The 12,192-nt window shown below is 74.2% G+C and carries 9 protein-coding genes; 7 read left to right on the top strand and 2 right to left on the bottom strand.

The window, feature by feature from the left end; genetic code table 11:
- Positions 1–107: 107 nt before the first annotated feature.
- Positions 108–944, bottom strand: a complete 837-nt coding sequence (locus ACZ6EJ_RS18715; RefSeq protein ID WP_469268368.1) for an aldo/keto reductase — start codon at positions 942–944, stop codon at positions 108–110.
- 114 nt (positions 945–1,058) lie between these two features.
- Positions 1,059–2,858 carry an AMP-dependent synthetase/ligase gene (locus ACZ6EJ_RS18710; protein ID WP_469268373.1) on the bottom strand — a complete coding sequence of 600 codons (1,800 nt, stop codon included), beginning with the start codon at positions 2,856–2,858 and terminating at the stop codon, positions 1,059–1,061.
- Between the two features lie 538 nt (positions 2,859–3,396).
- Here ACZ6EJ_RS18710 and ACZ6EJ_RS18705 point away from each other — a divergent pair.
- From ACZ6EJ_RS18705 to ACZ6EJ_RS18675, 7 genes are all read left to right on the top strand, one after another.
- The gene (locus ACZ6EJ_RS18705; RefSeq protein WP_469268367.1) at positions 3,397–4,347 is read left to right on the top strand and encodes a beta-ketoacyl-ACP synthase III; all 951 of its coding nucleotides are present in this window, start codon (positions 3,397–3,399) and stop codon (positions 4,345–4,347) included.
- A gap of 136 nt (positions 4,348–4,483) precedes the next feature.
- The gene (locus ACZ6EJ_RS18700; protein ID WP_469268366.1) at positions 4,484–5,665 is read left to right on the top strand and encodes an ROK family transcriptional regulator; all 1,182 of its coding nucleotides are present in this window, start codon (positions 4,484–4,486) and stop codon (positions 5,663–5,665) included.
- A 247-nt stretch (positions 5,666–5,912) separates the two neighbouring features.
- Entirely contained in the window at positions 5,913–7,436 is a 1,524-nt protein-coding gene (locus ACZ6EJ_RS18695) for a sugar ABC transporter ATP-binding protein (protein WP_469268365.1), read from the top strand.
- A complete protein-coding gene (locus ACZ6EJ_RS18690) occupies positions 7,433–8,476 on the top strand; it encodes an ABC transporter permease (RefSeq protein ID WP_469268363.1) in 1,044 nt (347 codons plus the stop codon). Before ACZ6EJ_RS18695 ends, ACZ6EJ_RS18690 begins: the two co-directional genes overlap by 4 nt.
- 54 nt (positions 8,477–8,530) lie before the next feature.
- Complete coding sequence (locus ACZ6EJ_RS18685) at positions 8,531–9,568, top strand: substrate-binding domain-containing protein (protein ID WP_469268362.1); 1,038 nt, start codon at positions 8,531–8,533, stop codon at positions 9,566–9,568.
- 70 nt (positions 9,569–9,638) lie between these two features.
- Positions 9,639–10,862 (top strand): Gfo/Idh/MocA family protein, encoded by a 1,224-nt coding sequence (locus ACZ6EJ_RS18680; protein ID WP_469268360.1) that lies wholly within the window; start codon positions 9,639–9,641, stop codon positions 10,860–10,862.
- A gap of 283 nt (positions 10,863–11,145) precedes the next feature.
- Positions 11,146–12,150 (top strand): sugar phosphate isomerase/epimerase family protein, encoded by a 1,005-nt coding sequence (locus ACZ6EJ_RS18675; protein WP_469268359.1) that lies wholly within the window; start codon positions 11,146–11,148, stop codon positions 12,148–12,150.
- The last annotated feature ends 42 nt before the right edge of the window (positions 12,151–12,192 follow it).

The following is a 12,192-nucleotide window of genomic DNA, read 5'->3' as shown; positions in this document are numbered from 1 at the left end:
CCCCCCCCCCCCCCCCCCCCCCCCCCCCCCCCCCCCCCCCCCCCCCCCCCCCCCCCCCCCCCCCCCCCCCCCCCCCCCCCCCCCCCCCCGCCGGGAGGGACGGGGGATCAGGCGTCGAGGTCGAAGGTGGCCGGGTCCGGACCGAGCCGCTTGCCCTCGTCCAGCGCCGCGAAGGCGGCGAGGTCGTCGTCGTCCAGCTCGAAGCCGAACACGTCCAGGTTCTCCCGGATGCGCGAGGGGGTGACGGACTTGGGGATCACGATGTTGCCGAGCTGAAGGTGCCAGCGCAGCACCGTCTGGGCCGGGGTGCGCCCGTGCTTCCGGGCGACCGCGACGACCGTCGGCACCTCCAGCAGGCCCTTGCCCTGGCCGAGCGGCGACCACGCCTCGGTGGCGATGCCGTGCTCGGCGTGGAGGGCGCGGGACTCGGCCTGCTGGAGCTGCGGGTGCAGCTCGATCTGGTTGACCGCGGGGACCACGGAGGTCTCCGCGAGCAGCCGCCGCAGGTGGTCCGGCTGGAAGTTCGACACGCCGATGGCCTTGGCGCGGCCGTCGGCGTAGATCTTCTCGAACGCCTTGTACGTGTCGGTGGCCGCGCCCTTCGCCGGAAGGGGCCAGTGGATCAGGTACAGGTCGATGTAGTCGAGGCCGAGCTTGTCCAGCGAGGCGTCGAAGGCGCGGAGCGTGCTGTCGTAGCCCTGGTCGGCGTTCCACAGCTTCGTGGTGACGAACAGCTCGTCGCGGGCGACGCCGGAGGCGGCGATGGCCTTGCCGGTGCCCGACTCGTTCTCGTAGATCGCGGCGGTGTCGATGCTCCGGTAACCCGTCTCCAGAGCGGTGGCGACCGCCTTCTCCGCCTCGTCGTCCGGCACCTGCCAGACACCGAAACCGAGCTGCGGCATTGCGAGGCCGTTGTTGAGGGTGAGGGTAGGGACCTGGCTCACGAGCGGTCGATCCTAACGTCGTCGGTTGGTACTCCCCGACGACAACGACCGAGCGGCCCCAGACATTCCCTCATGTTCCGGATACCGGTGGCCCGGCCCGGCCGCTTCACCCGATCAGTGGTAGAGCGCGTCGACCTCGACCGCGTACGCCGCCTCGATCGCCTTCCGCTTGGGCTTCAGCGAGGGCGTCAGCAGACCCTGCTCCTCGGTGAACGGGTGCGCCAGTATCCGGAAGGTGCGGATCGACTCGGCGTGGGACACCGCCGTGTTGGCCGCCACCACCGCCCGGCGCAGCTCCGCCTCCAGGTCCGGGTCGCGCACCAGCTCGGCGGGGGAGAGCGGGGGGCGGCCGCGCATGGACAGCCAGTGGTCCACCGCCTCCCGGTCGACGGTGACCAGCGCCGCGATGTACGGGCGGTCGTCGCCGACGACGACGCACTGCGCCACCAGCGGGTGCGCCCGCACCCGCTCCTCCAGACCCGTCGGGGAGACGCTCCTGCCGCCGGACGTCACCAGGATCTCCTTCTTCCGCCCGGTGATCGTCAGATATCCGTCCTCGTCCAGGGCGCCCAGGTCCCCGGTGGCCAGCCAGCCGCCGCGGAGCACCGCGCGGGTGGCCTCGTCGTCGCCCAGGTACCCGGAGAACACGTGCGGCCCGCGCACCCACACCTCGCCGTCGGCCGCGATGCGCACCGACGTGCCGGGTACGGGCTGCCCGACCGTCCCGTACCGGGGGCGCTCGGGCGGGTTCGCGGTGGCGGCCGCGGACGTCTCGGTCAGCCCGTACCCCTCGAAGACCGCCACCCCGGCGCCCGCGAAGAACAGGCCGAGCCGGCGGGCCATGCCCGAACCGCCCGACATGGCGTGCCGCACCCGGCCGCCCAGCGCGTCGCGGATCTTCCGGTAGACGAGCTGGTCGAAGAAGCGGTGCCGCACCCGCAGCCCGGCCGAGGGGCCCGGCCCCGCGCCGAAGGCCTTCTGCTCCAACGCCTCCGCGTACGCCACGGCCACGTCGACCGCCTTGGCGAACGCCCCGGCCCGGCCCTCCGCCTCCGCCGCGCGCCGGACCCCGTCGAACACCTTCTCGAAGACGTACGGCACCCCGAGGACGAACGTCGGCCCGAACGCCCGCAGATCCGGCAGCAGCGCCTTCGCCGACAGCTCCGGCTGGTGGCCGAGCCTGACCCGCCCCCGGACCGCGGCGACCTCCACCATCCGGCCGAAGACGTGGGCCAGCGGCAGGAACAGCAGGGTGGCCGCCTCCTCGTCCGGTCCGGCACGGAACACCGGCGCCCAGCGCTCCACCATCGTGTCGCTCTCGAACATGAGGGCGGCGTGGGTGATCACGCATCCCTTGGGGCGGCCCGTCGTCCCGGAGGTGTAGACGACGGTCGCCACGGAGTCGGGCGTCACCGCCCTGCGGTGCCGGTGCACCACCGCGTCGTCGATCCGCGACCCCGCGCCGGCCAGTTCGTCGACCGCGCCGCCGTCCAGTTGCCACAGCCGCTTCAGGCGCGGCAGCCGGTCGATCACCGAGCCGACGGTCATCGCGTGGTCCTCGTGCTCGACCAGCACCGCCACCGCCTCGGCGTCGTACAGCATCCACCGGACCTGCTCCGCGGAGGCGGTCGGGTGGACGGGCACCGACTGGGCCCCCACGGTCCACAGCGCGAAGTCGAAGAGCGTCCACTCGTACCGTGTACGGGACATGAGGGCCACCCGGTCGCCGAACCGCACGCCCTGCGCGAGCAGCCCCCGCGCCAGGGCCAGCACCTCGTCGCGGAAGACCCCGGCGGTCACGTCCCGCCACCGGCCCGCCGCGTCCTTGCGGCCGAACGCGACCCGGTGCGGGTCGTCCCGCGCGTGGACGAAGACGGCGTCGGCCAGCCCGCCGACGTAGGGCGCCGCCGCCAGGGGCGGGACAGTAAACTCGCGCACGACCTGCTCCTCGTGGCGCTCCGCACAGCGCCGCGACGTACCCCGGCCGGCGGCCCGGCGGGAGGGCGCGAAGCCCTGCGCACCACGGGGAGCCCGCCCCGGTCAACCGGGAAATCCGGCCAGATGGACAAGGCTCGGGCGTACCCCTGCCCCGTCCGGGCGCACGGGTAAGCGCCGCGCCGGGAATCTCCACCGAATCCGCTCGCCGCTGTCACGCGCGCGGTCGCGGGGCGCCGCCGCCGCGGGCCCGCGGCCCCGCCCTCCCGCCCGCGGGGCGCCGCCGGAGTGCCGGTCCCGCGTCCGTCCGGTGCGGCCCCCGCCGCCCTCCGTCCGCCGGATCGCGTCCCCGCACGGAAACCGGAATCCGCGCCCGCCCACCGGTGCACCACGCTGACCAGGCAGTTGTCAATGCTCCAACAGGTGAGCCGGATTCCTGTGGGAACCGCTGCCCCCGTACCGGCCGGTAGCGACCAAGACTGGACGTTTACCGCCCTACCTCATGAGGGGAACCCGTATGACCGGCTCACGTGTCGTGGCGCTCGGCCACTACCAGCCCGCCAAGGTGCTCACCAACGACGACCTGTCGGCCATGGTCGACACGAGCGACGAATGGATCACGAGCCGGGTCGGCATCAAGACCCGGCACGTGGGCGGCCCCGACGAGCCGGTGGACGAGATGGCCGCCCACGCGGGAGCCAAGGCGCTGGCCGCGGCGGGCCTGCTGCCCTCGGACGTCGACCTGGTCCTCGTCGCCACCTCCACGGCCATCGACCGGTCCCCGAGCATGTCGGCGCGGGTCGCGGCCCGCCTGGGCATGGGCGCGCCCGCCGTGATGGACATCAACGTGGTCTGCTCCGGCTTCACGCACGCCCTGGCCACCGCCGACCACGCGATCCGGGCGGGTGCGGCGACCCGCGCGCTGGTCATCGGCGCCGACAAGATGGCCGACATCGCGGACTGGACCGACCGCTCCACGTGCGTCCTGCTCGGCGACGGGGCCGGCGCCGCCGTCGTCACCGCCGACCCGGCCGCCGACGGCGCCCCCGGCATCGGGCCGGTGCTGTGGGGCTCGGTGCCGGAGATGGGCGGCGCCGTACGGATCGAGGGGACCCCGCCGCGCTTCGCGCAGGAGGGGCAGGCCGTCTACCGCTGGGCCACCACGCGGCTGCCGCCGATCGCCCGCCGGGTGTGCGAGAAGGCGGGCGTCGCCCCGGAGGACCTGGCCGCCGTCGTCCTGCACCAGGCCAACCTGCGGATCATCGAGCCGGTCGCCCGCAAGATCGGCGCGGTCAACGCGGTCATCGCCCGCGACGTGGTGGACTCCGGCAACACCTCCGCCGCCTCCATCCCGATGGCGCTCTCCAAGCTGGTCGAGCGCGGCGAGGTCGCCTCCGGCGCGCCGGTCCTCCTCTTCGGGTTCGGCGGGAACCTCTCCTACGCCGGACAGGTCATCCGCTGCCCCTGACCGCCTTTGTCCTCGCCGTGGAGAAAGTCGGCGCTGATTCACGCGCAACTTCTTCCCCCTCCGGGAAAGCGCTGCTACGTTCCCCTCGAAAGCCCGACGGACGGGCCGGCGCGGCGGGGAGGGACGGGTGAGACGCATGACGGCACGACCCGCCAACGCCCACCAGGCCCGCCTGCTCCGGCTGCTGCGCGACGAGGGCCCCAACTCCCGTGCCCAACTGGGCGACCAGGTCGACCTCTCGCGCTCCAAACTCGCCGTCGAGGTGGACCGGCTGCTGGAGACCGGTCTGGTGGTGGCCGACGGGCTCGCCGCCTCGCGCGGCGGGCGCCGCTCGCACAACATCCGGCTCGCTCCCGAACTGCGGTTCCTGGGCATCGACATCGGGGCCACGTCCATCGACGTGGCGGTCACCAACGGGGAGTTGGAGGTGCTGGGCCACCTCAACCACCCGATGGACGTGCGCGAGGGGCCCGTGGCCGTCTTCGAGCAGGCCCTCGCGCTGGCCGCCGAGCTGCGGGCCTCCGGGCTCGCCGACGGCTTCGACGGCGCGGGCATCGGGGTCCCCGGCCCCGTCCGCTTCCCCGAGGGCGTGCCGGTCGCGCCGCCGATCATGCCCGGCTGGGACGGCTTCCCGGTCCGCGAGGCGCTCAGCCAGGAGCTGGGCTGCCCCGTCATGGTCGACAACGACGTGAACCTGATGGCGATGGGGGAGCAGCACGCGGGCGTCGCCCGGTCCGTGGGCGACTTCCTCTGCGTCAAGATCGGCACGGGCATCGGCTGCGGCATCGTCGTCGGCGGTGAGGTCTACCGCGGTACGACGGGCAGCGCCGGCGACATCGGGCACATCCAGGTGGAACCGGACGGCCGGGCGTGCGCGTGCGGCAACCGGGGCTGCCTGGAGGCCCACTTCAGCGGCGCCGCCCTGGCCCGCGACGCGGAGGACGCGGCCCGCGAGGGGAGCTCGCCCGAGCTCGCGGCCCGACTGGCGGCGACGGGCCGCCTCAGCGCCGCCGACGTGGCGGCGGCCGCCGCGGCGGGCGACGCCTCGGCCCTCGCCCTGATCCGCGAGGGAGGCAACCGCACCGGCCAGGTCATCGCCGGTCTCGTCAGCTTCTTCAATCCCGGTCTGGTGGTGATCGGCGGCGGGGTCACCGGCCTCGGCCACCACCTCCTCGCCAGTGTCCGCACCCAGGTCTACCGGCGGTCCCTGCCCCTGGCCACCGGCAACCTCCCCATCGTGCTCGGCGAGTTGGGACCCGCCGCCGGAGTGATCGGCGCGGCCCGGCTCATCAGCGACCACCTCTTCTCACCGGCCTGACCTCGGGCCCGGTGAGCGACGCCCGCGCCGCACCCGCCACCGTACGCACCGCCGCACCCGCCACCGTACGCACCGCCGCACCCCGATCCGCGTCCGCACCGTCAGGCACTCGCCCGGCGCCACGGCACTGACGGTTCCACTGGTTTCACGGCTCCAACGGCCCCGCGCCCCGCCCGCTCACCGGCCCTCCCCCCGCTTCCGGCCGCGCCCGTCGCGCGGGGGACCCCATCCGCCGAGGGGATTCGTCATGGCACCAGAACCGCCCCTGCTCACCATGTCCGGCATCACCAAGTCCTTCCCCGGCGTCCGCGCCCTGGACGGCGTCGACCTGGAGGTCCAGGCCGGCGAGGTCCACTGCCTCCTCGGCCAGAACGGCGCGGGCAAGTCCACCCTCATCAAGGTGCTCGCCGGAGCCCACCAGCCCGACGGCGGCGAGATCGCCTGGCGCGGCCAACCCGTCCGGCTCACCTCGCCGATCGCCGCCATGCGCCTGGGCATCGCCACCATCTACCAGGAACTCGACCTGGTCGACGGGCTGTCGGTCGCCGAGAACGTCCACCTGGGCCACGAACCGACCAGCGCGGGCTTCGTCGTCCGCGCCAGGAGGGCGCGTTCGGCCGCCGCCGCCCTGCTGGCCCGCCTCGGCCACCCGGAGATCGACCCCTCCCAACCGGTCGGGCGCCTCTCGGCCGCGCAGCGGCAGATCGTCTCGATGGCGCGGGCGCTCTCCCACGACGTGCGCCTCATCGTGATGGACGAGCCCTCCGCCGCCCTCGACCCCGACGAGGTCGGCAACCTCTTCCGGATCGTCGACGGCCTCACCGCCGACGGGGTGGCCGTGGTCCACATCTCCCACCGGCTGGAGGAGATCCGCCGCATCGGCGACCGGGTCACCGTGCTCAAGGACGGCCGGGCGGTCGCGGTCGGGCTGCCCGCGGCCGGGACGCCCACCCGCGACATCGTCGCCATGATGACCGGCCGGGACGTCGCGTACGTCTTCCCGCCCCGCCCCGAGGAACCGGCCGCCCCCGCCCCGGAACCCGTGCTCACGGTCGCGGGGCTGTCCCGCGCCGGGGAGTTCGCGCCGCTCGACCTGGAGCTGCGGCCCGGCGAGATCGTCGGCCTCGCCGGGCTCGTCGGCTCCGGGCGCTCGGAGATCCTGGAGACGGTCTTCGGCGCCCGCAGGGCCGACACCGGGACCGTCGCCGTCGCCGGCAGGCGGCTCCGGCCGGGCAGCGTCCCCGCCGCCGTCGCCGCCGGCATCGGCCTCGCCCCCGAGGAGCGCAAGGCGCAGGCCCTGCTGCTGGCCGAGTCGGTCACCCGCAACGTCTCCGTCTCCTCCCTCTCCCGCTTCGCCCGGTTCGGCTGGATCGACCGCGGTCGCGAGCGCGCGGCCGCGCGGCGGGCCACCCGCGAGCTGTCGCTGCGGCCCGACGACCCGGACGCCGCCGTCCGCACCCTGTCCGGCGGCAACCAGCAGAAAGCCGTCCTCGCCCGCTGGCTGCTGCGCGGCTGCCGGGTCCTGCTGCTCGACGAACCGACCCGCGGCGTCGACGTCGGCGCCCGCGCCGAGCTGTACGCCGTGATCCGCCGGCTGGCCGACGACGGCCTCGCCGTCCTGCTCGTCTCCAGCGAAGTGCCCGAAGTCCTGGGCCTCGCCGACCGGGTGCTCGTGCTCCGCGAGGGCCGCGTGGTCCACACCGCGCCCGCTCGGGAGCTCGACGAGCACCGCGTCCTCGACCTCGTGATGGAAGGGAGCCCGACGCCATGACACAGCCCGCCCCCTCGGCACGGCACGACGGGCCGGACCGGGGGGACCTCCCCGGTCCGCCGCCCGCGAAGACGGGCGGCCTCCGGCCCGTACCCGGCCTGCGGGCCGACGCCCGGACCCTGTCCCTGCTCGGCGTCCTCGCCGCCCTGGCCGTCGTCGGCGGCCTCACCGAACCGGACGCCTTCCTGGACACCGGGAACCTCCGACTCATCCTGACCCAGGCGTCCGTCATCGGGGTCGTCACCGTCGGCATGACCTTCGTCATCACCGGCGGCGGCATCGACCTCTCCGTCGGGGCGATGGTCGCCCTCGCCTCCGTCTGGGCCACCACCCTGGCCACCCAGGAGTACGGCTTCGCGGGCATCGCGTTCACCGCGGTCGTCGTGGGCCTGGCCGCCGGACTGGTCAACGGCGTCCTCATCGCGTACGGCGGCCTGGTCCCGTTCATCGCGACGCTGGCGATGCTCGCCTCGGCCCGCGGGCTCGCCCTCCAGATCACGGAGGGCAGAACCCAGATCGTCACCGTCGACGCGGTCCTGGACCTCGGCCTGCCCGACGCCCACATCCTGGGCGTACCGCCGCTGGTCCTCATGTTCGCCGCGGTCACCGCCGCGGGCTGGCTGGTCCTCAACCGGACCACCTTCGGCCGCCGCACCGTCGCCGTCGGCGGCAACGCGGAGGCCGCCCGGCTGGCCGGGATCGACGTACGCCGCCACCGGCTCGCCCTCTACCTGCTGTCCGGGCTGTGCTGCGGCATCGCCGCCTTCATGCTCGTCGTGCTCTCCGGCTCCGGCCAGAACACCAACGGCAACCTCTACGAGCTCGACGCCATCGCCGCCGCGATCATCGGCGGCACCCTGCTCAGCGGCGGCCGCGGCACGATCGCCGGCTCCGTCCTCGGCGTCCTCGTCTTCACCACGATCACCAACATCTTCGCCCTCAACAACCTCCAGAGCGACGTCCAGCAGATCGCCAAGGGGGCCATCATCGTCGCCGCCGTGCTCGTCCAGCGCCGCACCCTGCGCGGCGGCGACGCCTGAGCCCCCGTACGCCCACCCCCGTACGCCACCCATCGGACGAAGGGCCGGACCACCATGCCGCAGACCAGCCGCAGAGGGCTGCTGTTCACGACCGCAGCCGTCTCCGCGGGCGCGCTCCTCACCGCCTGCACCAGCAACGAGCCCAAGGACGCCGAGCCCGCGGGCGACAGCCGGCCCGCCGCCGACGACAGGCCCGGCAAACCCGTCACCATCGGCTTCGCCGGACCGCAGGCCGACCACGGCTGGCTCAACGCCATCAACGTGAACGCCGCGTCGCGGGCGCGGACGTACCCCGACGTCACCCTGGAGACCACCGAGGGGTCCAACGACACCGCCGCCCAGATCGGCCAGGTCAAGACCCTCATCAACAAGAAGGTCGACGTCCTCGTCATCCTCCCCGCCGACGGCAGGGCGCTCACGCAGGTCGGGCTGGAGGCCATGAGGGCGGGCATCCCCGTCGTCAACCTGGACCGCGTCTTCGCCTCCCCGCAGGCGTACCGCTGCTGGGTGGGCGGCGACAACTACGGCATGGGCCTCAACGCCGGGCACTACATCGGCGAGCGACTGAAGGGAAAGCCCGGCGCCAAGGTCGTCGAACTGGCCGGCATCGACAACCTGGAGCTGACCAAGCAGCGCAGCCAGGGCTTCGCCGACGCGCTGAGGAACTACCCCGACGTCGAGCTGGTGGCCCGTCAGTCGGCGGACTTCACCGTCGAGTCGGGCCAGGCCAAGACGGCGCAGCTCCTCCAGGCGCAGAAGCGGATCGACGCGCTGTGGAACCACGACGACGACCAGGGCGTGGGGGCGCTGCGCGCCATCCAGCAGGCGGGCCGCGACGAGTTCTTCATGGTCGGCGGCGCCGGCGCCAAGTCCGCCATGGACGCCATCAAGGCGGACGACGGCGTCCTGAAGGCCACCGTCCTCTACCCGCCGACCATGGCGGCCTCCGCGATCGACCTGGCGCGCGCCCTCGGCCAGGGCAAGGGCGTCAGCGGCCTCTCCGAGAGGGAGATCCCGACCTCCCTGACCCTGTACTCCGCCGTGGTCACCAAGGACAACGTCGACCAGTACCTGCCCACGGGCTTCCACTGACCGGGCCACCGGGCAAGGCGCACGCCGCCTCTCCCGGCCCGCCACCCCAGACCGACGAGGAGGAGGCCCCATGGCCCGCAGTCCGGAGACCACAGCGCCGACCGCAGCGCCGCCGCCGGGTCGGGCGCCGGGAACGCTCGGGGTCGGCATGGTCGGATACGCGTTCATGGGCGCCGCCCACTCCCAGGGGTGGCGCACCGCGGGACACGTCTTCGACCTGCCGGCCCGGCCCGCGCTCGCCGCGATCTGCGGCCGCGACCGGGCGGCGGTCGAGGCCGCGGCCGCCCGGCACGGCTGGGCCGCCGCGGAGACCGACTGGCGGGCGCTGATCGCGCGGGACGACGTCCACCTGGTCGACATCTGCACCCCCGGCGACAGCCACGCGGAGATCGCCATCGCCGCCCTGGAGGCCGGCAAGCACGTGCTGTGCGAGAAGCCGCTCGCCAACACGGTCGCGGAGGCGCGGGCGATGGTCCGGGCCGCCGAAGCGGCGGCGGCGCGCGGCCAGGTGGCGATCGTCGGCTTCAACTACCGCAAGGTGCCCGCGCTCTCGTACGCCCGGCGGCTCGTCGCGGACGGCCGGCTCGGCGCCCTGCGCCACGTGCGCGCCGCCTACCTCCAGGACTGGCTGGTGGACCCCGCCGCCCCGCTCACCTGGCGGCTCCAGCGCGAGCGCGCCGGATCGGGGGCGCTCGGCGATCTCGGGGCGCACATCGTCGACCTCGCCCAGCACCTCACGGGGGAGCTGCTCACCGGGGTCTCCGCCGTCAGCGAGACGTTCGTACGGCAGAGACCGGCGGCCGCCGGCTCCCCGGCCGGGAGCACGGGCGGCCCGGCGGCGCGGGGCGAGGTGACGGTGGACGACGCGGCGCTGTTCACCGGCCGGCTCGCCTCCGGGGCGCTGGCCTCCTTCGAGGCGACCCGTATGGCGGCGGGCCGCAAGAACGCCCTGCGGCTGGAGATCAACGGGGAGCTGGGGTCGCTCGCCTTCGACCTGGAGCGGCTCAACGAACTGTCCTTCCACGACCACACCGAACCCGCCGCCAGCGCGGGGTTCCGGCGCATCCTGGTCACCGAGCCCGACCACCCGTACCTGGAGGCGTGGTGGCCGCCGGGCCACGCCCTCGGGTACGAGCACACCTTCGTCCACCAGGCCCGCGACGTGGTCCGCGCCATCGCCGAGGGCGCTCCGGCCCGGCCCTCCTTCGCGGACGGGCTCCAGGTCCAGCGTGTCCTCGCCGCCGTCGAGGAGAGCGCCGCGAGAAACTCCGTGCACACCCCGGTCCCGGCCTAGGGGGTGTCCGGCGGATCGGGGCCGGACAGGCCGCGGTGTCCGGTGCGGTGCATCGCCAGGCGCCGCAATGCCCTCGTCGCGGAGCGATTCGGGTGTTCCGGCGACGCCGCGAGGTGCCGTGCCAGGCGCCGTGGACCCGGTCGAGATCTGCCGGACGCCCCCAGGGGCTCGTCCGCTTCGTCGTCGGCCGTCCGTTCCGCAGTGACTGCCTCGTCCGCCGGCGCCGGGCCCCGCTCCGCGGTCCGGCCCGATCCGCACACAAGACCCCAGGAGGTCGCCGCCCATGCCCCGCCCCTTCACCCTGTTCACCGGCCAGTGGGCCGACCTCCCGCTGGAGGAGGTCTGCCGCCACGCTCGGGACTTCGGCTACGACGGACTCGAACTCGCCTGCTGGGGAGATCACTTCGAGGTCGACAAGGCGCTGACCGACCCCGGCTACCTGGACGGCAGGCGCCGCCTCCTCGACGCGTACGGACTGAAGTGCTTCGCCGTCTCCAACCACCTCGTCGGCCAGGCCGTCTGCGACCACCCCATCGACGAGCGCCACCAGGGCATCCTGCCCGCCCGCATCTGGGGCGACGGCGAGGCCGAGGGGGTGCGGCGGCGGGCCGCCGCCGAGATCGCCGACACGGCACGGGCCGCCGCCGCCTTCGGGGTGGACACGGTCGTCGGCTTCACCGGGTCCTCCATCTGGCACCTGGTCGCGCTGTTCCCCCCGGTCCCGCCGCACATGATCGAACGGGGCTACGAGGACTTCGCGGAGCGCTGGAACCCGGTCCTGGACGTCTTCGACGCCGAAGGGGTGCGCTTCGCCCACGAGGTGCACCCGAGCGAGATCGCGTACGACTACTGGACCACCCGGCGCGCCCTGGAGGCGGTGGACCACCGGCCCGCGTTCGGGCTGAACTTCGACCCGAGCCACTTCGTCTGGCAGGACCTGGACCCGGTCGGCTTCCTCTACGACTTCCGGGACCGGATCTACCACGTGGACTGCAAGGAGGCCCGCAGGCGCCTCGACGGCCGCAACGGCCGCCTCGGATCGCACCTGCCGTGGGGCGACCCGCGGCGCGGCTGGGACTTCGTCTCCGCCGGCCACGGCGACGTGCCCTGGGAGGACGTCTTCCGGATGCTGCGGTCCATCGGCTACGAGGGCCCGGTCTCCGTGGAGTGGGAGGACGCGGGCATGGACCGGCTGACCGGCGCCCCGGAAGCGCTCGCCCATCTGCGGCGGTTCGACTTCGACCCCCCGCCGGCCTCCTTCGACGCGGCCTTCGGCAGCGGCGGGTAGCGGCACCGGCACCGGCCCCGGTCCTGAAGGCGCTTCCACGCG

The organism is Streptomyces sp. NPDC041970 (assembly GCF_055588985.1).
This window is presented reverse-complemented; position numbering and strand designations above follow the sequence as displayed.

Coding starts and splice junctions, on each gene's coding strand:
- ACZ6EJ_RS18705 (WP_469268367.1), top strand. CDS start 3,397: ATGACCGGCTCACGTGTCGTGGCGCTCGGCCACTACCAGCCCGCCAAG.
- ACZ6EJ_RS18680 (WP_469268360.1), top strand. CDS start 9,639: ATGGCCCGCAGTCCGGAGACCACAGCGCCGACCGCAGCGCCGCCGCCG.
- ACZ6EJ_RS18700 (WP_469268366.1), top strand. CDS start 4,484: ATGACGGCACGACCCGCCAACGCCCACCAGGCCCGCCTGCTCCGGCTG.
- ACZ6EJ_RS18690 (WP_469268363.1), top strand. CDS start 7,433: ATGACACAGCCCGCCCCCTCGGCACGGCACGACGGGCCGGACCGGGGG.
- ACZ6EJ_RS18675 (WP_469268359.1), top strand. CDS start 11,146: ATGCCCCGCCCCTTCACCCTGTTCACCGGCCAGTGGGCCGACCTCCCG.
- ACZ6EJ_RS18685 (WP_469268362.1), top strand. CDS start 8,531: ATGCCGCAGACCAGCCGCAGAGGGCTGCTGTTCACGACCGCAGCCGTC.
- ACZ6EJ_RS18695 (WP_469268365.1), top strand. CDS start 5,913: ATGGCACCAGAACCGCCCCTGCTCACCATGTCCGGCATCACCAAGTCC.